The sequence below is a fragment of the Thiomonas islandica genome (assembly GCF_055383445.1).
This window is the reverse complement of sequence record NZ_AP042391.1, coordinates 1,513,445-1,532,281: the sequence shown is the minus strand read 5'-3', so window position 1 is coordinate 1,532,281 and position 18,837 is coordinate 1,513,445. Positions and strand designations below refer to the sequence as shown.

Below are 18,837 nucleotides of genomic sequence, written 5' to 3'. Positions count from 1 at the left end.
AACACTTCGCGTAAATTCGTATTTATTAATTTTTCTTTTCGTTTTATTCGAACTGAAAGAAGGACTCCGGCGTGAACTTCAAACACCTGCATTACTTCTGGGTGACCGCCAAGACCGGCGGCATCGTGCGTGCGGGCAAGCAGTTGCACCTCACGCCGCAAACCCTCAGCGGGCAGATCAAGCTGCTGGAAGAGCAGCTCGGCAAACCGCTGTTTCGCAAGAGCGGCCGCAGGCTGGAGCTCACTGTGGCCGGTCAGATCGCGCTGCGTTACGCGGACGAGATCTTCGCCCTGGGCACCGAGCTGGAGACCGTGATGCAGCACGATCAGCCCGTCCGCCCCGCTGTGCCGCTACGCATCGGCATCACCGACGCCGTGCCCAAGGCCATTGCCTACCGGCTGATCGAGCCCGCGCTGCAAGGGGACGAATCGCCCAGGCTGATCTGCGAGGAAGGCGAGATAGACGATCTGCTGGCCGACCTGGCGGTGCATCGCCTCGATCTGGTGATTGCCGACGCCCCCTTGCCCGCGCACGTGAATGTGCGCGCGTTTAACCACCGGCTCGGCCGCAGCACGCTGAGTTTTTTTGCCGCGCCGCAACTGCATGCGCGCGCGGTGCAGCCCTTTCCGCGCTGTCTGGCGGAGCTGCCGCTGCTGCTGCCGGCGACCAGTTCAGCGGCGCGCGGCCAGATCGACCGCTGGCTGGGCAGCCACAAAATCGCTGCGCATGTCGCGGGGGAATTCGAGGACGGTGCGCTGATGACCGCATTCGGCCGCGAAGGACGCGGCGCGTTTGCCGCCCCCAGCGTGCTGCAGGGCGATCTGGAGCGCGAGCTGGGCGTGCGCCTGCTCGGTCACTGCGACGACGTTCAGCAGGAGTTCTACGCCATTTCAGTGGAGCGGCGTATCACCCATCCCGGCGTGGCGCAGATCACCCGTCTGGCGAAAGACCTGCTCGCGCTCTGAGCCGGGCAAAAAGCTTCGCACCAGGCTCAAGGAAAGACCGGAATGTCGGCGTCCATGCCCTCGGAGGCCACGTTCGGGCAACATGCCTTCATGCGGTCCAGGATGTGCTGCACCTGCTCTGGCACCACGTCGGCCATCACCAGTACCTGACCGGAGGCAATCGCATCCTTGAAACGCTCCAGGCGGGTGCTGCTCACGCTCACCCCCACCAGACTGCTGGCCCAGCTGCCCACTAGCGCGCCGGCTGCGGCCAGTGCAATCACAATGCCACCCGCCGGAATGATGGCCATGCCCGGCAGCGCCACCGCCACCAGTCCGGCAATCAGCCCCGTGGTGCCTCCGGCTGCCGCACCGCGCTCGATGGCGGGGATGAGGTCGGAGCGCTGGGCGATGCCCGCCTCGGGCAGATCGCCCAGCGGCGTGCCCTCGCGGGCCAGTACGTGGATGTGCTTGTCCGAAATGCGCGCCAGCAAGAGCTGATCGACCAGGGCGTGCGCGCTTTGCACGTCCGGGGCAAGAAAAAACAGTCTGCGCATGATTGTCTCCCGATGGATCGATGGTCGATGTCGAGGCCAACCCACATTTGTTCGGATTGGTCGGTCGTTAGCCTAATCCCCCCGTCTGAAAACGGGCTTAGGGTTTTGACCAAGCCGGACGCCGACCCGCAGATCGACTACAGTTGTGAATTGACGTATACGTCAATTCAACGGGATGCGGCGCGAAAGACGCCGCACGCAAGGAGACAGCGATGACCGACTTGTCCGACGCCAGGGTACTGGCCGCCTACACCCCGCAGCAGAGGCTGCGCTTCGTCACCGCAGCATCGCTGTTCGACGGGCATGATGCGGCGATCAACATCATGCGGCGCATTCTGATCCAGATGGGCGCGGAGGTGATCCACCTGGGCCACAACCGTGCGGTCGACGAAATCGTCACTGCGGCGATTCAGGAGGATGTGCACGGCATCGCGATCTCCAGCTACCAGGGCGGGCACATGGAGTACTTCCGCTACATGATCGACCGCCTGCGCGAACTCGGCGCCGGACATATCCAGGTATTCGGCGGCGGCGGCGGGGTGATCGTGCCCGAGGAAATCGCCGCGCTGCAGGCATACGGCGTGGCGCGCATCTACAGCCCGGAAGACGGACAGACGCTGGGCCTGCAGGGCATGATCGGCGACATGCTCAAGCGCGCCGACCGGCCGCTGCCGTCGCTGCACGCCGAGCACGCGCTGGACCTGCTGGCCAACGACCCGCAAACCCTGGCGCGCCTGATCACACAGCTGGAAAACGGCACGGCAGACCCGGCGCTGCTGCGCGAACTCCACGCCCGCGCCGGCTCTGCACGCGCTGTGGTGCTCGGTGTCACCGGTACCGGCGGCGCGGGCAAGAGCAGTCTGGTCGACGAGTTGATCCGCCGTGTGCGGCTCGACCAGGATGATGCACTGCGCATCGCGGTCATCAGCATCGACCCGTCGCGGCGCAAGAGCGGCGGCGCGCTGCTGGGCGACCGCATCCGCATGAACGCCATCGGGCCGTGGCAGCGCGGCCAGGGGGTGTATGTGCGCAGCCTGGCCACGCGCGAGGCCGGAAGCGAAATCAGCAAGGCGCTGCCTGACGTGATCGCCGCGACCAAAGCGGCCGGATTCGATCTCGTGCTGGTCGAAACCTCGGGCATCGGCCAGGGGGATGCTGCCATCGCGCCGCTGGTCGATCTCAGCCTGTATGTCATGACCCCTGAATTCGGTGCGGCTAGCCAGCTCGAAAAAATCGACATGCTCGACTTTGCCGACTTTGTTGCGATCAATAAATTCGACCGCAAGGGGGCGATGGATGCGCTGCGCGACGTGGCCAAGCAGGTGCAGCGCAACCGCGGCGCCTTCGACCAGCCGGTCGAGGCCATGCCGGTGTTCGGCACCCAAGCCAGCCGCTTCAACGACGACGGCGTCACTGCGCTGTATCAGGCGATCAAACCCCAGATGGCCGAACATGGGCTGGCGCTGCAACCCGGGCGCCTGCCCAAGGTGAGCACGCGCCACAGCACCCATCAGACCCCCATCGTGCCGCCTGCGCGCAACCGGTACCTGGCCGAGATCGCCGACACCTTGCGCAGCTATCACCGCACGGTCGAGCAGCAAAGCCGCCTGGCCCGACAGGTGCAGCAGCTGCGCGAGGCCGCGAACATCCTGCAAGCGAGCAAGCCCGACAAGCCCAGCGCCGCCGAGGCCGCGCGCGAGCAGGCCATGCTGCGCGAGCAGGCCATGCTGCCGCAGGCGCGCAAGCTGCTGGCGATGTGGCCGGACATGCAACGCGCTTACGCGGGTGACGACTACGTGGTCCGGATCCGCGACAAAGAAATCCGCACCCGCCTGACGTACAAGACCCTGTCGGGCAACATCATCCGCAAAGTCGTGCTGCCGAAATACGAGGACCACGGCGAGCTGCTCAAGTGGCTGATGCGCGAAAACGTCCCCGGCAACTTTCCGTATACCGCCGGGGTGTTTGCCTTCAAGCGCGAAAACGAAGACCCCACGCGCATGTTCGCTGGCGAGGGCGATCCGTTTCGCACCAATCGGCGCTTCAAGCTGCTGTCCGAAGGCATGCCGGCCAAGCGCCTGTCCACTGCGTTCGACTCGGTCACCCTCTACGGTGCCGACCCCGACCGCCGCCCGGACATCTACGGCAAGATCGGCAACTCCGGAGTCAGCGTAGCCACGCTCGACGACATGAAGGCGCTGTACGACGGCTTCGACCTGTGCGACCCGGCAACCAGCGTATCGATGACCATCAACGGTCCGGCACCGACCATTCTGGCGATGTTCCTGTGTACCGCGATCGACCAGCAGCTCGACAAGTTCCGTGCCGATAACGGTCGCGAGCCGACCGACGACGAAGCCGCCAAGATCCGGGCCTGGGTACTGGAAAACGTGCGCGGCACGGTGCAGGCCGACATCCTCAAGGAAGACCAGGGGCAGAACACCTGCATCTTCTCCACCGAGTTCAGCCTCAAGGTCATGGGCGACATTCAGGAATATTTCGTCCGCCATCGGGTGCGCAATTTCTACTCGGTAAGCATTTCCGGCTACCACATCGCCGAAGCCGGCGCCAACCCGATCAGCCAGCTCGCCTTCACCCTGGCCAACGGCTTCACCTTCGTCGAGGCGTATCTAGCGCGCGGCATGCACATCGACGACTTCGCGCCCAACCTCAGTTTCTTTTTCAGCAACGGCATGGACCCGGAATACAGCGTGCTCGGCCGCGTGGCGCGGCGCATCTGGGCCATCGCCCTGCGCGACAAATACGGGGCAAACGAGCGCAGCCAGAAGCTCAAATACCACATCCAGACCAGCGGCCGCAGCCTGCATGCGCAGGAAATCGCCTTCAACGACATCCGCACCACGCTGCAGGCGCTGATCGCCATTTACGACAACTGCAACAGCCTGCACACTAACGCCTACGACGAAGCGATTACCACGCCCACCGAGGAATCGGTGCGCCGCGCCATGGCGATCCAGCTCGTCATCAACCGCGAATGGGGGCTGGCCAAGTGCGAGAACCCCAACCAGGGTGCCTTCATCATCGATGAGCTCACCGACCTGGTCGAGGAAGCCGTGCTCAAGGAGTTCGAAGCAATCGCCGAGCGGGGCGGCGTGCTCGGGGCGATGGAAACCGGCTACCAGCGCGGCAAGATCCAGGAGGAAAGCCTGCATTACGAAATGCTCAAGCACACCGGCGAGCTGCCGATCATCGGTGTCAACACCTTCCGCAACCCGCATGGCGACGCGCTGCCTGCCCAGATCGAACTCGCCCGCTCGACCGAGGAGGAAAAGGCGTCGCAACTGCGTCGACTGGCCGAATTCCACGCGCGCCACGCGACCCACGCACCCGCCATGCTGCAGCGATTGCAGCAGGCAGTGCTCGACAACGCCAATGTGTTCGAGGTGCTGATAGACGCGGTGCGGGTGTGCAGCTTGGAGCAGATCACCCAAGCGCTGTTCGAAGTTGGCGGACAGTACCGGCGCAATATGTGAGCCCCCCGCACGGTATTATCACCTGCAGCTGCGCCTGCTGCGCGGCGATTTTCGTTTTCGCCGCCATGCCCACACCGTCCGCCTCGCTTCGCGCCAGCGCGCTGATGCTGCTGGCCTCGTTCATCTGGGGCACGGCCTTCGTGGCGCAGACCGCAAGCATCGGCCGCATCGGCCCGTTCTTCTACACCGGACTGCGCTTCATGCTCGGCGCTGCGGTGGTGGCTGCGTTCATGGCGCTTCGCCCACGCCCCGACCCAGCTGCGTATCCGCATTCCACACCGCGCAACCTGCTGCGCGACGGCGGCCTGCTCGGACTGGTCGTGGTGCTGTCGATCTCGCTGCAGCAGATCGGTCTGCAATCGACTGCGGTGGCCAACGCCGGGTTCATCAGCTCGCTGTATGTAGTGCTCGTGCCGCTGCTTGGGCTGCTGGGTGGACGGCGGGTGGGCGGCGGCGTGTGGCTGGGCGCAGTGCTGGCGCTGCTCGGCATGTATCTGCTCAGTATGCGCAGCGGCTACAGCGTGCGCCAAGGCGATTGGCTGCAGCTGGCCGGCGCGCTGATCATCACGGTGCAGATTCTGCTGCTGGGCCGGTTGGCGCCGCGGCACGATCCGCTGCGGCTAGCGGTCATGCAGTTCGTAGTCTGCGGCATGCTCTGCCTGGGGGCCGGCGTCCCGATGGAGACTCTCAGCCTGGCGGCATTGCAGCAGGCCGCATGGACCATTGTGTATGGCGGCGCGCTGTCGGTCGGCGTGGCCTACACCCTGCAGGTGGTGGCGCAGCGCGACGCCATCGCCGCCCATGCCGCGGTGATCTTCAGCATGGAAAGCGTATTCGCCGCACTGGCTGCGTGGCTGATGCTGCAGCAGACGCTGGACCTGCGCGCCCTGCTCGGCTGCGCGCTGGTGTTCTGCGGGTTGGTGGTATCGCAGCTCTCGCCTCGCGCCCTGGTTGCTAGCCTGCGGGCCCGGCTGCGCGCCCTGGAGCCCGTACCTGCGGTGGATCGCTGGGAAGTTGTGAAAATTTCGTCGCGAGCATCCCGGTGGCAAGGCGCACGGTGCGCAGGGTCGAAACAGATCCATCAGATCGGCCAGCCCCGAGCACCGCGCTTTACGGCCTGCGGGCTGCGCAGCAGAAAAATTCACAATTTCTGACATGGCCGCAAAGCCACGCCCCAGTCCGATCTGGCCCGACCTGCCGCTGCAACACGACGCACCGGCAACGGCGCATCCGGCTGGCAGTGTGCGGTTGTCGCGGCGCATGTCCGAGCTTGGGCTGGCATCGCGGCGCGAGGCCGATCACTGGATCGAACGCGGCTGGGTGCTGCTCGACGGTGTGCCGGCAGAACTGGGCGCCAAGGTGGCGGCCGACCTGCCGGCGTCGCGCATCGCGATTCACCCAGCGGCAGCGCAGCGACAGGCCGAGCAGGTCACCATCCTGCTGCACAAACCGGTGGGCTATGTCAGTGTCCAGGCCGAGCACGGCTACACACCGGCAGCCACGCTGATCCGGGCCGACACCCGCTGGGAGGGCTGCAAGCTGCCCCGGCGGTTCTCCTCCGGGCGATTGCAGCATCTGGCGGTGGCGGGCCGGCTGGACATCGACTCCACCGGGCTGCTGGTGCTCACGCAGGACGGCCGCATCGCCCGTCGGCTCATCGGAGAGCACGGCGCGGTCGAGAAAGAATACCTGGTGCGGGTGACGCTACTTGATGCCCAGACGGTGGGCGACGACGATGTGCAGTCGCACTTTCCCGCCGCGCAGCTCGCCCTGCTGCGCCACGGCCTGACCCTCGACGGCCAGCGGCTGCGCCCGGCGCAGGTGGAGTGGGTCAACCCGCAGCAGCTGCGCTTCGTGCTGCGCGAAGGCAAGAAGCGGCAGATCCGCCGCATGTGCGATAGCGTTGGACTGCGCGTAACGGGTCTGAAACGTGTACGCATCGGCCAGGTGCGGCTGGGCGCACTACCCGTCGGGACATGGCGCTACCTGCGCGACGACGAGCAGTTCTGACCGAACAGGCGCAAAAAACCGGCGTTCCCATCCCCACACCTCGGGCGCGGTGGTATGGCCGCAAGACATGCGCGCAACACCCCTGCCCGACCTAACAGGCCGTTGAAAAACGTCGCGAAGATGGCCAGATGCAAGGCGCACGGCGCGCAGCGACCGAGACATATCAAATAGATAGGCGAGGCAGCGAGCACCGCGCAACGCCGCAGATGGCCCACCGCAGTAGTTTTTCAACGGCCTGCTAAGGCAACACTGAATAAGTCCTTGTGATGCGGCGCAGGTTTTGAACGCGGGCTCTGCACGCGCCTGCCGTCAAGTTGTCACAAGCCCTGCACTGCGCTTGACTTTGTTGCACCGCAGCAGACTTCCATTTGACATTCATCAACGACAAACTGCTAAATCAGTGCGTGCTTATAGAGGGTTGTCCTAATGTCCAAGCCCGCGCGCGCAGGGAACAATGCGCCATCTTTTGTGGAGCCTGAGCATGGATTCGAAACGTCGCACATGGTTGATCGCAACGGGCTGCGCCGGCTGCGTGGCGGCGGGAGGTGCGGCCGTCCCCTTCGTGGACTCGCTCGCCCCGTCTGCCAAGGCGCGGGCCGAGGGAGGGCCGGTGGACGTGGACATCAGCACCCTACGCCCGACCGAAAAGATCACGGTGCTGTGGCGTGGTCAGCCGGTCTGGATCCTGCACCGCACCCCGGCCATGCTGCAGTCGCTCAACGAAACCCAGTCGCTGGTTGCCGACCCAGACTCCAAGCGCACCGCCTTTCCCACTCCGCCGTGGGCACAGAACCAATGGCGCTCGATCAAGAGAGAGTATCTGGTGGTCGTGGGCATTTGCACCCACCTAGGTTGCTCGCCAGTGGACCGGTTCACCCCGGGGCCACAGCCCTCGCTGCCGGCCGACTGGGACGGGGGCTTTCTCTGCCCCTGCCACGGCTCGATGTTTGACCTGGCCGGACGAGTGTTCAAGAACATGCCGGCGCCCGATAACCTTGTGGTGCCACCGTATATGTATCTGACACCGACCAAACTGCGCATTGGCGAGCACACGCAAGCCTGACGAGGCCGCACGGCCTGTATCACCCCACCAGACCGACAGGAGACATCTAATGGCAGACCAAACGCTGCATGGCGCGCATGCCACACCCGAGTACGGCGGGCTGCGTGGCTGGATCGACAAGCGCTTTCCATTCTCCTCGCTTTGGAGCGCTCACCTGACCGAGTACTACGCGCCGAAGAATCTCAATTTCTGGTACTACTTCGGCTCGCTGTCGATTGTGGTGCTAGCGATCCAGATCGTCAGCGGCATCTTCCTGGTGATGAACTACAAGCCCGATGCCGCGTTAGCCTTCGCCTCGGTCGAGTACATCATGCGCGATGTCAATTGGGGCTGGCTGATCCGCTACATCCACTCCACCGGCGCGTCGGCGTTTTTCATCGTCATCTACCTTCACATGTTCCGCGGCCTGATCTACGGTTCGTACCGGACACCGCGCGAGCTGATCTGGATTTTCGGCTGCCTGATTTTTCTCAGCCTGATGGCCGAGGCCTTCTTCGGCTATCTGCTGCCCTGGGGACAGATGTCGTTCTGGGGCGCTCAGGTCATCGTCAACCTGTTTTCCGCCATTCCGGTGATCGGCCCCGACCTGGCGGTGTGGATCCGCGGTGATTATGTGGTCAGCGATGTCACGCTCAACCGCTTTTTCGCCTTCCACGTGATTGCGATTCCGCTGCTGCTCATCGGTCTCGTCGGCTCGCACATCATCGCCCTGCATCAGGTGGGATCGAACAACCCAGACGGCATCGAAATCAAGGACAACAAGGACGGCCGCGGGATCCCGCGTGACGGTGTGGCCTTCCATCCCTACTACACCGTGCACGACCTGTTCGGGCTGTCGGTATTCCTAATGATCTTCTGTGCGGTCGTGTTCTTCGCACCGCAGTTCGGCGGCTATTTCCTCGAGCACAACAATTTCATCCCGGCCAACCCGCTCAAGACCCCGCCGCACATCGCGCCAGTGTGGTATTTCACGCCCTTCTATTCCATCCTGCGGGCCACCACCAGCACCACGGTGCACATCTGGATGGTCGTGCTCGTCATCGCCACGCTGTATGCGCTATGGCGTAACCGCAGCAGGCCCACACGCGCTGCGCTGTTTGCCGTGGGCGGGGGGCTTTTGTTGTGGGCTCTGGCCTCGATCGACGCCAAGTTCTGGGGCGTGGTCAGCATGGGAGGGGCAGTGCTCATCTTTTTCTTCCTACCTTGGCTGGATCATTCGCCGGTCAAGTCCATCCGCTACCGGCCGAGCTGGCACCGCGCGATCTATATCCTGTTCGCACTCAATTTCATCGTGTTGGGCTATTTCGGCATCCAGCCGCCGTCGCCGCTAGCCTACGCCGTGGCGCTGACCTGCACCCTGCTGTACTTCAGCTTCTTTTTCCTGATGCCGTGGTGGAGCCGGATGGGCACCTTCAAGCCCGTGCCGCAACGCCTGACCTACAAAGCCCACTGATACGCGCGCCCATGAAATCCCTCCTGCACCGCCTCGGCCTGGGACTGCTGCTCGGCCTGATGCTGCACGGCGTGGCCAGCGCCGCGGCCGAACAGCAAGAGATCCCGCTCGACCATGCACCCTACCGGGTCAACAACATCCTGGCGCTGCAAAACGGCGCGCGGCTGTTCGTCAATTACTGTCTGGGTTGTCACTCGGCCAAGTACATGCGCTACGAAAGCCTGCGCCGCATCGGCCTGACCGACGATCAGATCCAGCACAACCTGATGTTCGGCAACGCCAAGATCGGCGACACCATGCGCGTGGCGATGACGCCGGAACAGGCCGAAAAATGGTTTGGCATCGAACCGCCCGACCTGACCATCATCACCAAGGCGCTGGCCTCTCACCGCGGTAGCGGCGCCGATTACCTCTACACCTACCTGCGCACCTTCTACCGCGACGACAGCCGCCCCACCGGCTGGAACAATCTGGTGTTTCCCGGCGTGGGCATGCCTAACCCGCTGTGGATGCTGCAGGGCGAGCGTGCAGCCAACTTCCAGGTCGGTCCCGACCCGACCGACCCGAAGGTCAAGCTCAAGACCTTCGTCGGCTTTACCCAGCTGACCCAGGGTACGGAGTCGCCAAACGAGTATGATTCATCGATTGCCGACTTGGTTGCCTACATGCAGTGGATGGCCGAGCCCGATCAACTGTTTCGCAAGCGCCTTGGCGTCATCGTGCTCATCTTCCTAGGACTGTTCACTTTCCTCACATGGAAGCTGAAATCGGAATACTGGAAGGATGTGAAGTAGCCCGCAAATCCACCCGTATCCCGGGCCCGGCACCGGGCCCACACCGCTTCGGGGTGGCTACGCCACCCCGTTGTGTTTTTGCGAGATTCTGGTCGGCTCGCCCCGCGCTCCTCGTGAAAAGGGCGCGGAGCATCCTGGGTCACTGATCGATTTTTGACAGGAGTCTGTATTCATGATGGTGCTTTATTCCGGCACGACCTGCCCATTCTCGCAGCGTTGCCGTTTCGTGCTGTTCGAAAAAGGCATGGATTTCGAAATCCGCGACGTCGACCTATTCAACAAACCCGAAGACGTCAGTGTCATGAATCCCTACGGCCAGGTGCCCATCCTGGTCGAGCGCGATCTGATTCTTTACGAATCGAACATCATCAATGAGTACATCGACGAGCGCTTTCCGCATCCGCAGCTCATGCCTGGCGACCCCATCGCGCGTGCGCGCGTGCGCCTGTTCCTGTTCAACTTCGAAAAGGAACTGTTCGTCCATGTCAGCACCCTGGAATCGCGCCAGACCAAGTCCAACGAAAAAGCCCTGGAAAAGGCCCGCGCAGCCATCCGCGATCGCCTCACTCAGCTCGCCCCCGTGTTTCTGAAAAACAAATACATGCTCGGCGAGGAGTTCTCCATGCTCGATGTGGCCATCGCCCCGCTGCTGTGGCGGCTAGACCACTACGGCATCGAGCTGCCCAAATCGGCCCTGCCGCTCGCGAAATACGCCGAGCGCATCTTCGCCCGGCCGGCGTATATCGAGGCACTCACGCCCTCGGAAAAGATCATGCGCAAGTGAGGATTGGCATCCGATGGACAGCGCGCACAACACCACATCCACCAAGCCATACCTCGTCCGCGCACTCTACGAGTGGTGCACGGACAACGGTCTGACGCCCTACATCGCAGTACAGGTGGGTGCTGGCGCACGCGTGCCGATGGAGTTCGTAAAAAACGGTGAAATCGTGCTCAACATCAGCTTCGACGCCACCAGCGGCTTGCACATCGGCAACGACGACATCCGCTTCAAGGCCCGCTTCGGCGGTGTGGCCCGCGACATCGTCATCCCCATCGGCCAAGTCACCGCAATCTACGCCCGCGAAACCAGCCAGGGCATGGCCTTCCCCGCGGAAACGGACCACGCACAGCAATATGCAGACCTCGTTGATGCCTCAGCCGCGGAAGACCGGCGGGACGAAACGCCTGGCGCAGCGTCCCCCGCGGCTCCGGCCCGGCTGCGCCCTGTAGAATCTGGCGTAGCCGATCAGACCTCCCCCCCACCCGACGAACCACCGCCCTGCGCACCGCGTCCCGGCGGCGCGCGTCTGACCCGCGTGAAGTGAAATAGCTGCAGCCGTCGCGTGCCGCGCCGCACGCGCCGTCTTTTGCCGACTTAGCTCAGCTGGTAGAGCAACCGCCTTGTAAGCGGTAGGTCATCCGTTCGATTCGGATAGTCGGCACCAGAAAACTCATAAAGAATCAATAACTTACAGAGCCACACACGTTGCGGCTCTATATTCATATCTGGCCCAGCTGTGAGCTTTTCTGAACCGCGATTCCCCCTGAATTCCCCCAAACTTACGCAAAGGCACGCAACCACACTCCCCCATGTCCCTCATCGCATTAGCTTGAACGGCACGAGTTGATTCAAATCGGCCCTTCAGTTGATGGTGCGCTTGTCCTCGACGCTCACTCGTGCGGTTGAGGCTGCGGGTTGGCTGTAGGGGTCTGCGGCACCGCCAATGCTGGCATCTGCCGAATCTGCGCCTGCACTTGCGCGCAGAGCGGCTGATAACGCTGTTCCACCTCCTGACCGCCCCACCAGCGCCCGGCGATCGTCATCTGTCAATAGGGCGACGGCTATAGCTGCGCCTGTTTGCCAGGAAAACAGCGTGTCGGGCACCGTTCCATGGATCGCTTCATGCGCTTCCTCGGCGTCCAGCTTGACCACCCGGTCTGCCAAGGCCGATTCCAAAGCCGGTGTGGCCGCCTTGGCGATGGCCTGCGCAATCTTGTTGGTGTTGATCTCCGGCGTGGGTACGGCGATCTCACGCGCGTCAATGTGCTGACCGATGAGTTTGCCTAGCCTTTCTGCATCGGATCGGGCTCGATGAGGCCGCGCAGGCGCTGCACAGTCTCAGCGCCTGCCAGGCAAAGGGCAAAACCGTCGTGCAGATCTGACCCGCCCGGGCCAGGTCCAGCAACGTCCCGCGCGCCCGGGCGCAAAACCGCAAATCCTGCGCGCGCAAGTCGGAATAAAAGAGCTTCTGGACAAATCGTCTCGATTTGTATCAAATCATGTCCGAGCCTTTACTGGCTCTTTCAGGGAGTGTGCAATTCGCCCAGGTCGACACCGACCTGGGCTTTTTTTGTGTGGCTGTGAGGGCTCCCCGGCAGTGCGCAGCAGGCCCGAAAAGCAGTCCTGCTGCGACTGAGAGACAATGCCCCATCCGCATGTATCGTTCCCAGCATGACCTCTCCTGCCCCACGTACCGACTGGCCCGAGTCCATCGTCTTGCACAAGCGCTCGCGCGTGCTCGAATTGCGCTATGCCGACGGCACGGTGTACCGGCTGCCCTATGAGCTGTTGCGGGTGTACTCGCCATCTGCCGAGGTGCGCGGACACGGGCCGGGGCAGGAAACGCTACAGACCGGCAAACGCGAAGTCGAAATCGTCGGCGTCACGCAGGTCGGTCATTACGCGATCCAGCCCACTTTTTCCGACGGTCACGACAGCGGCATCTACACTTGGAGCTACCTGCACCATCTCGGGCAGAACCAGGACACGCTTTGGGCGGACTATCTCGCCCGGCTCGAGGCTGCCGGCGTGGATCGCGACACGCCGTTGCCCGCTGCCGGCTCCTCTACGCACCACTGTTCCTCTCACTAAAAGCCCTCATGTCCGAAACCCAAGCCTGCGCCAGCACGCATTTCGGCTACCAGCAGGTTGCCGAAGAGGAAAAAGCCGCCCGGGTGCGCGCCGTGTTCGATTCGGTCGCCCCGCGCTACGACCTGATGAACGATCTGATGAGCGCCGGACTACACCGCGTCTGGAAAGCCTTCACCGTGGCGATCTCGGGAGCTCGCACCGGGGATCGGGTGCTCGACGTCGCGGCTGGCACCGGCGATCTGTCGCGCGCCTTCGCTCGCCGGGTCGGCCCGACCGGTGTGGTGGTGATGAGTGACATCAACGGTGCGATGCTGCGCGCGGGTCGCGACCGGCTCATCGACGCAGGCGTGCTGGTGCCCAGCGTGCTTTGCGACGCGGAAAAGCTGCCATTTGCCGATGCCACTTTCGATCTGGTCAGCGTGGCCTTCGGGCTGCGCAACATGACGCACAAGGACATCGCGCTGCGGGAAATGCGCCGTGTGCTCAGGCCCGGCGGCAAGCTGCTGGTGCTCGAGTTCTCCAGACCCTGGGAGCCCCTGCGCGGCGCCTACGATCTGTATTCGTTCCAGGTGCTGCCGCGGCTGGGCAAGCTGGTGGCGGGAGACGCGCAGAGCTATCAGTATCTGGCCGAGTCGATCCGCATGCACCCCGACCAGCAAACCCTGGCGCAAATGATGCGCGACGCCGGATTCGGCCATGTCGACTGGCACAACCTCTCTGCCGGCATCGTCGCCTTGCACATCGGACAAAAATATTGACCTCACACAATGTGCGTCCTGCGGGCAGAACTTTCCCGGCTCATTCGTAACAAAATGTCACCATCTTTCCATCAGCTCAGGCTACATATGAAAACAACCGGTTTGCTCCGCACTGTCCTCACCTTCGGTCTGATGCTCGTCTTGGCGTTGGGCGCAATCGACGCGCACGCCAAGCGCCTCGGGGGCGGCAAGAGTCTGGGCCGACAGAGCAACGCCGTGGCACAGCGCGAGGCCGCACCGCCACAGCAGGCCGCGCCCACGGCCGCGCGCCAGCAGGCAGCGGCCACGCCGCCAGCCAAGCAGCCTAGCCGCTGGGGCGGCATTCTGGGTGGCCTGGCTGCCGGCCTTGGACTGGCGGCGCTGTTCCATGCGCTAGGTCTTGGCGGCGCGCTGGCCTCCTTCCTCGGATCGGCGCTGATGATCGGTCTGATCGCGCTGGCTGCATTTTGGATTTTCAGCCTGCTGCGTCGCAGATCCGCCGCTGAGCAAACCACCCAGTTGCAGTATGCCGGGGGGCCGCTGCAGGGTGATGCGCAGACGCCGCTGGGCGCCGAGGCACACATGCCGCCACAGTGGTCCTCCAACACCATGCCGCAGGCTGCCGGTGCCTCGCGCATTCCCGCGGATTTCGACCAGGAGGGTTTTCTGGCCAGCGCCAAGCAGCACTACATCCGCCTGCAGCAGGCTTGGGACGCGGCCGACCTCGGCAGTCTCAAGACCTTCACCACCGACGAGATGTTCGAGGCCCTGTCAGCACAGCTGAAGCAACGCGGCATGGCGCCGAACAAGACCGATGTGGTCACGCTGAAGGCCACCTTGCTCGACCTGGAGCAAACATCCACCGAGTATGTGGCCAGCGTGGAGTTCTCCGGTCTGGTGCGCGAGGAGACCTGGGGCGGTGCCAGCCCGGTGCGTGAGGTATGGAACCTGGTCAAGCCGCGCGATGGCTCCAGCGGCTGGCGGCTTGCCGGCATCCAGCAGCTCAACTGAGAAGTTGTGAACATTTCGTTGCGAGCGGCCAGCGGGCCGCGCAGCAGAAAAATTCACAACTTTTGAGCCTTCGGCCGGATGTCCCCTCGACTGTCCCACGCCGCAGCTGCGCCAGCGCTGTGGCGTTTTTTATGGGCGCTGCAGCACCGGTAACTTTTGCGGGCCTTTTTTGCGCCACGTCGCAGCGCCCGGCATGGGCCCTCCTAGAATGCGCTGAGCTCTGCTCAGGCACATGTCTATTTCCGATCCCACCCACCAGATCCCAGACGGCACGCGTGCCGTCCCGAAGCTGCAATCGCTCATGCAGCCGGCGATCAACCATTTGCTTGCTGCCGACCCTCAGGCGCAGGACAGGCTACGCGCGCATGCGGGAAAGACGCTGGTGTTCACCGCGCCAGGAATCAACCTGTCATGGCAGATCGGCCCAGACGGCCTGCTTCATGTTCCGCAATCCGGGGCGCCTGTTGCAGACGATGCCGATCTGCACATCACTGTGGACCTCGACGCGCTGCGCCAGGCCATCGCCAGGGGCGCGCCGCTCAGCCTGAGCGCGGCGCAGGTGCGCGGCGACGCGGATCTGGCGCAAACCTTGTCCTGGCTGCTGGCCCATGTGCGCTGGGATGCGGAGGACGATCTGGCGCAGATCATCGGCGACATCCCGGCGCACCGCCTGGCGCGGGTAGGGCAAGCCGCGCTGGCCAAAGGCAGGCAGGCCTGGGAGCGCGGACAGGCAAGAACCCGCGCCTGGTTTGCCGAGGGCCCACGGGCTTTGGTCAGCCGCGATGAGTTCGCGCAGCAGCAGGATGCGGTGCGCGACCTGCGCGACCGCGCCGCCCGGCTGCAAAAACGCATTGCCCAGTTGCAACAGCACATGGACGCCAACCGGCGCTGAACGGCTCGATGCGACGTCTGCAGCGTCTGTTCAAGATTTTTTCGGTCATCCTGCGCTACGGGCTGGATGAAATCGTCCTCTCCGGCTTCCGTCACCCGTGGCTGCGCCGCCTCAGCCGTGTGCTCACCTTCGGCCGCACGCTAAATGCACCACGCGGACAGCGCCTGCGTCTGGCGCTTGAGGACCTCGGGCCGATCTTCGTCAAATTCGGTCAGGTGCTGTCCACCCGGCGCGACCTGCTGCCGATGGACATTGCCGACGAGCTCGCCAAGCTGCAGGACAAGGTGCCACCGTTCGATTCCGACCTGGCGGTGACCATCATCGAGCGCGCCTTTGGCAAACCGATCGAGGCGCTGTTCGCCACCTTCGAGCGCCAACCGGTGGCTAGTGCATCGATCGCGCAGGTGCACTTTGCCACACTGCCCGCGGCGCAAGGCGGTGCGGAGGTCGCAGTCAAGGTGCTGCGCCCCGGCATGCACAAGGTCATCGAGGAAGATCTCGCGCTGATGCACACCATGGCCGCGCTGGTAGATCGACTGTGGAAGGAGGGCAAGCGGCTCAAGCCACGCGAGGTCGTCGCCGAATTCGACAAATACCTGCACGACGAGCTCGATCTGGTGCGCGAAGCCGCCAATGGCGCGCAATTGCGCCGCAACATGGCCTCGCTCGATCTGGTGCTGATTCCCGAGATGTACTGGGACCTGTGCCGCAGCGAGGTGATCGTAATGCAGCGCATGAACGGTGTGCCGATCGGCCGCATCGATGTCCTACGCGCCGCCGGTGTGGACTTTAAAAAACTGGCGCGTGCCGGCGTGGACATTTTTTTCACCCAAGTGTTCCGCGACGGGTTTTTCCACGCCGACATGCATCCGGGCAACATCATGGTCAGCCTGCAGCCCGAGACCTTCGGCCGCTACATCGCGCTGGATTTCGGCATCGTCGGCACGCTGTCGGATTTCGACAAGGACTACCTGGCGCAGAACTTCATCGCTTTCTTCCGTCGCGACTACAAACGCGTGGCTGAACTGCACGTGGAGTCGGGTTGGGTACCGGCGGATGTGCGCATCGACGAACTCGAAGCTGCGGTGCGTAGTGTGTGCGAGCCGCAGTTCGCGCGGCCACTGAAAGACATTTCGCTCGGCCAGGTGCTGATGCGCCTGTTCCAGGTCTCGCGGCGCTTCAAGGTGGAAATCCAGCCGCAGCTCGTGCTGTTGCAAAAAACCCTACTCAACATCGAGGGCCTGGGCCGCGAGCTCGACCCCGACCTCGATCTGTGGACCACGGCTCAGCCGTTTCTCGAAAAATGGATGAAAAGCCAGGTGGGCTGGCCGGCGTTCCGCGACAAGCTCAGGAACGAGTCGACCCGCTACGCGCAGTATCTGCCGGAAATCCCCCGCTTGCTGCATCAAGCGCTGCAGGCGCAGCAGCGGCGTGACGACCCAGCGTTACGCGCCTTGCTGCAGGAGCAGCGACGCACCAATCATCTACTGCAGGTGCTGCTCGCCTTCGTCCTCGGTTTCGTCGCTGCGGTACTGCTGCTGGGTGCGCTGGATAGCCGCTGGCTGCATGCGCTGTTCTAGGGCCTGACAAGGCAACGCTGAACAACCCGCTTGCGCGCCGCGCGGCGGCTCGGCGACCGCGGGACTTGCCGCGCCTGATGCGCATGGGCACAATGCGGCGATCTTCTGCCCTGCACCACATCATGTCAGACACCCAAATCCGCCAGACCCTGCAGCGCCTGCACACCGTGCTGCAGTCTCAGCCCGAGCTCGACCCCGAGCTCAAGTCCTTGCTGCAGACACTCGACCGGGACATCCACGCCGCGCTGGAAAACAAACCCGACCAGACCGCAGCGCAGGAAAAAGGCGATCTGGCCGAGCAGGCGCAGACCCTGGCCACGCGCTTTGCCGCCGAGCATCCCAACATCGATCTGATGCTGCGCGAGTTGCGCACGTTACTGCTCGGGATCGGCATCTGACCGCGCGGCTCGCACCCCCGGCGCGGTTAGTTGCCGTGCCATGCGGATTGCGGCGATCAGGCTGCTCGGGTCGGCGCGGTCTTGACCGGCGATGTCGAACGCGGTGCCGTGGTCGGGGCTGGTGCGCATGAAGGGCAGCCCCAGAGTCACATTCACGCCCTGCTCCACCCCCAGATACTTCACCGGAATCAGTCCCTGATCGTGATACATCGCCACCACGATGTCGAATTCACCCGGATGTACCGGCGGATCGTGGCGGGCACGCATGAACACCGTGTCCGGCGGATGTGGGCCGCTGGCGTCAATGCCCTCGCGCCGCGCCTGGGCGATGGCCGGCGCGATGAAGCGTTCCTCCTCATCGCCGAACAAGCCGCCCTCTCCCGCATGCGGGTTGAGCCCGGCGACGGCAATCCGCGGGCGCGGCACACCCCAGCCTGCAGCCGCCTGATGCGCGATGCGCACGGTCTGCAGTACGGCGTCGGTGGTCACCGCGTCGATCGCTGCGCGCAGTGCCATGTGCACCGTCACCAGCACGGTCTTGAGCTGGGGATTTGCCAGCATCATGCGCACCGGCACGCCCCCGGCGAGATGCTGCAGGATTTCAGTATGCCCGGGGAACCGCACGCCGGCGGCATGCAGTGCGGCCTTGTGGATCGGCGCGGTCACCACGGCCGTCACCCGACCGGCCAGCGCGTCCCTGGCAGCGGCCTCGATGCAGGCGTAAGCCGCCGCGCCGGCGCGTGCGTCCACCCGCCCCGGAACCAGATCGGTCGGGAGTTGCACGACCGGCAGCACCGGAATGCTCAGCTCGGGCGCTGCGCACCATTCGGTCAGGCTGTCGAGCTGCACGATCACCGGGCGACTGGCCTGCGGCGTAAAGTGCATGGCCTGCGCGATGCGCGCCAGCCAGGCGGCATCTCCGTAGACCACGCAACCCTGCGCCTGCCCGAGCGAAAACGCCCGCACGATGGTCTCCGGGCCGATGCCGCAGGCATCTCCCAAAGTCATGGCCAGAGGAGCCGCGCAGCC

At 63.9% G+C, this 18,837-nt stretch carries 18 protein-coding genes and 1 tRNA gene; 17 read left to right on the top strand and 2 right to left on the bottom strand.

Features of this window, described 5'->3' with window-relative positions; all coding sequences use genetic code 11:
- Positions 1-71 precede the first annotated feature (71 nt).
- Positions 72-965, top strand: coding sequence for a transcriptional activator NhaR (gene nhaR / locus ACZ47F_RS07460; protein ID WP_464924120.1), 894 nt, complete (start codon positions 72-74; stop codon positions 963-965).
- Positions 966-991: 26 nt separating this feature from the next.
- On the opposite strand, the gene ACZ47F_RS07455 is transcribed toward nhaR, so the two are convergent.
- Positions 992-1,501 carry a DUF1269 domain-containing protein gene (locus tag ACZ47F_RS07455; protein WP_464924119.1) on the bottom strand — a complete coding sequence of 170 codons (510 nt, stop codon included), beginning with the start codon at positions 1,499-1,501 and terminating at the stop codon, positions 992-994.
- A 212-nt stretch (positions 1,502-1,713) separates the two neighbouring features.
- On the opposite strand from ACZ47F_RS07455, the gene icmF reads away from it, so the two are divergent.
- The 16 genes from icmF (at position 1,714) to ACZ47F_RS07375 (ending at position 17,808) form a co-directional block, all read left to right on the top strand.
- A complete protein-coding gene (gene icmF, locus ACZ47F_RS07450; protein ID WP_464924118.1) occupies positions 1,714-4,995 on the top strand; it encodes a fused isobutyryl-CoA mutase/GTPase IcmF in 3,282 nt (1,093 codons plus the stop codon).
- 65 nt (positions 4,996-5,060) lie between these two features.
- Positions 5,061-6,149 carry a DMT family transporter gene (locus tag ACZ47F_RS07445; RefSeq protein ID WP_464924117.1) on the top strand — a complete coding sequence of 363 codons (1,089 nt, stop codon included), beginning with the start codon at positions 5,061-5,063 and terminating at the stop codon, positions 6,147-6,149.
- A gap of 1 nt (position 6,150) precedes the next feature.
- Positions 6,151-7,005 carry a pseudouridine synthase gene (locus ACZ47F_RS07440; RefSeq protein WP_464924116.1) on the top strand — a complete coding sequence of 285 codons (855 nt, stop codon included), beginning with the start codon at positions 6,151-6,153 and terminating at the stop codon, positions 7,003-7,005.
- 481 nt (positions 7,006-7,486) lie between these two features.
- Positions 7,487-8,068, top strand: a complete 582-nt coding sequence (gene petA / locus ACZ47F_RS07435) for a ubiquinol-cytochrome c reductase iron-sulfur subunit (RefSeq protein ID WP_464924115.1) — start codon at positions 7,487-7,489, stop codon at positions 8,066-8,068.
- Between the two features lie 49 nt (positions 8,069-8,117).
- A complete protein-coding gene (locus tag ACZ47F_RS07430) occupies positions 8,118-9,521 on the top strand; it encodes a cytochrome b (RefSeq protein ID WP_464924114.1) in 1,404 nt (467 codons plus the stop codon).
- Between the two features lie 11 nt (positions 9,522-9,532).
- On the top strand, positions 9,533-10,315 hold the full coding sequence (locus ACZ47F_RS07425; RefSeq protein WP_464924113.1) for a cytochrome c1: 783 nt from the start codon (positions 9,533-9,535) through the stop codon (positions 10,313-10,315).
- A 172-nt stretch (positions 10,316-10,487) separates the two neighbouring features.
- A complete protein-coding gene (locus ACZ47F_RS07420) occupies positions 10,488-11,099 on the top strand; it encodes a glutathione S-transferase N-terminal domain-containing protein (RefSeq protein WP_464924112.1) in 612 nt (203 codons plus the stop codon).
- A gap of 13 nt (positions 11,100-11,112) precedes the next feature.
- Positions 11,113-11,643 (top strand): ClpXP protease specificity-enhancing factor, encoded by a 531-nt coding sequence (locus ACZ47F_RS07415; protein WP_464924111.1) that lies wholly within the window; start codon positions 11,113-11,115, stop codon positions 11,641-11,643.
- 44 nt (positions 11,644-11,687) lie between these two features.
- A tRNA-Thr gene (locus ACZ47F_RS07410) sits at positions 11,688-11,763 on the top strand.
- Between the two features lie 446 nt (positions 11,764-12,209).
- Entirely contained in the window at positions 12,210-12,386 is a 177-nt protein-coding gene (locus ACZ47F_RS07405; RefSeq protein WP_464924110.1) for a hypothetical protein, read from the top strand.
- A 384-nt stretch (positions 12,387-12,770) separates the two neighbouring features.
- On the top strand, positions 12,771-13,190 hold the full coding sequence (locus tag ACZ47F_RS07400) for a gamma-butyrobetaine hydroxylase family protein (protein WP_464924109.1): 420 nt from the start codon (positions 12,771-12,773) through the stop codon (positions 13,188-13,190).
- 8 nt (positions 13,191-13,198) lie between these two features.
- Positions 13,199-13,948: a bifunctional demethylmenaquinone methyltransferase/2-methoxy-6-polyprenyl-1,4-benzoquinol methylase UbiE gene (ubiE, locus tag ACZ47F_RS07395; protein WP_464924108.1), complete on the top strand. Its 750-nt coding sequence runs from the start codon at positions 13,199-13,201 to the stop codon at positions 13,946-13,948.
- A gap of 102 nt (positions 13,949-14,050) precedes the next feature.
- Entirely contained in the window at positions 14,051-14,938 is an 888-nt protein-coding gene (locus ACZ47F_RS07390) for a Tim44 domain-containing protein (protein WP_464924107.1), read from the top strand.
- A 232-nt stretch (positions 14,939-15,170) separates the two neighbouring features.
- Positions 15,171-15,830 (top strand): ubiquinone biosynthesis accessory factor UbiJ, encoded by a 660-nt coding sequence (locus ACZ47F_RS07385; protein WP_464924106.1) that lies wholly within the window; start codon positions 15,171-15,173, stop codon positions 15,828-15,830.
- 8 nt (positions 15,831-15,838) lie between these two features.
- On the top strand, positions 15,839-17,410 hold the full coding sequence (gene ubiB, locus ACZ47F_RS07380; RefSeq protein ID WP_464924105.1) for a ubiquinone biosynthesis regulatory protein kinase UbiB: 1,572 nt from the start codon (positions 15,839-15,841) through the stop codon (positions 17,408-17,410).
- Positions 17,411-17,532: 122 nt separating this feature from the next.
- Positions 17,533-17,808 carry a DUF4404 family protein gene (locus tag ACZ47F_RS07375; RefSeq protein ID WP_464924104.1) on the top strand — a complete coding sequence of 92 codons (276 nt, stop codon included), beginning with the start codon at positions 17,533-17,535 and terminating at the stop codon, positions 17,806-17,808.
- Here the strand turns inward: ACZ47F_RS07375 and pdxA are convergent.
- The gene (gene pdxA, locus ACZ47F_RS07370; RefSeq protein WP_464924103.1) at positions 17,785-18,816 is read right to left on the bottom strand and encodes a 4-hydroxythreonine-4-phosphate dehydrogenase PdxA; all 1,032 of its coding nucleotides are present in this window, start codon (positions 18,814-18,816) and stop codon (positions 17,785-17,787) included. The two genes, ACZ47F_RS07375 and pdxA, sit on opposite strands and share 24 nt — an antisense overlap.
- Between the last annotated feature and the right edge of the window lie 21 nt (positions 18,817-18,837).

Excerpts from the sequence above, each read along its gene's own strand:
- ACZ47F_RS07445 (WP_464924117.1), top strand. The coding sequence starts at position 5,061 with ATGCCCACACCGTCCGCCTCGCTTCGCGCCAGCGCGCTGATGCTGCTG.
- ACZ47F_RS07405 (WP_464924110.1), top strand. The coding sequence starts at position 12,210 with ATGGATCGCTTCATGCGCTTCCTCGGCGTCCAGCTTGACCACCCGGTC.
- ACZ47F_RS07420 (WP_464924112.1), top strand. The coding sequence starts at position 10,488 with ATGATGGTGCTTTATTCCGGCACGACCTGCCCATTCTCGCAGCGTTGC.
- ACZ47F_RS07375 (WP_464924104.1), top strand. The coding sequence starts at position 17,533 with ATGTCAGACACCCAAATCCGCCAGACCCTGCAGCGCCTGCACACCGTG.
- ACZ47F_RS07385 (WP_464924106.1), top strand. The coding sequence starts at position 15,171 with ATGTCTATTTCCGATCCCACCCACCAGATCCCAGACGGCACGCGTGCC.
- ACZ47F_RS07430 (WP_464924114.1), top strand. The coding sequence starts at position 8,118 with ATGGCAGACCAAACGCTGCATGGCGCGCATGCCACACCCGAGTACGGC.
- ACZ47F_RS07415 (WP_464924111.1), top strand. The coding sequence starts at position 11,113 with ATGGACAGCGCGCACAACACCACATCCACCAAGCCATACCTCGTCCGC.
- icmF (WP_464924118.1), top strand. The coding sequence starts at position 1,714 with ATGACCGACTTGTCCGACGCCAGGGTACTGGCCGCCTACACCCCGCAG.
- ACZ47F_RS07400 (WP_464924109.1), top strand. The coding sequence starts at position 12,771 with ATGACCTCTCCTGCCCCACGTACCGACTGGCCCGAGTCCATCGTCTTG.
- pdxA (WP_464924103.1), bottom strand. The coding sequence starts at position 18,816 with ATGACTTTGGGAGATGCCTGCGGCATCGGCCCGGAGACCATCGTGCGG.
- ACZ47F_RS07455 (WP_464924119.1), bottom strand. The coding sequence starts at position 1,501 with ATGCGCAGACTGTTTTTTCTTGCCCCGGACGTGCAAAGCGCGCACGCC.
- ubiE (WP_464924108.1), top strand. The coding sequence starts at position 13,199 with ATGTCCGAAACCCAAGCCTGCGCCAGCACGCATTTCGGCTACCAGCAG.
- ubiB (WP_464924105.1), top strand. The coding sequence starts at position 15,839 with ATGCGACGTCTGCAGCGTCTGTTCAAGATTTTTTCGGTCATCCTGCGC.
- ACZ47F_RS07425 (WP_464924113.1), top strand. The coding sequence starts at position 9,533 with ATGAAATCCCTCCTGCACCGCCTCGGCCTGGGACTGCTGCTCGGCCTG.
- ACZ47F_RS07440 (WP_464924116.1), top strand. The coding sequence starts at position 6,151 with ATGGCCGCAAAGCCACGCCCCAGTCCGATCTGGCCCGACCTGCCGCTG.
- petA (WP_464924115.1), top strand. The coding sequence starts at position 7,487 with ATGGATTCGAAACGTCGCACATGGTTGATCGCAACGGGCTGCGCCGGC.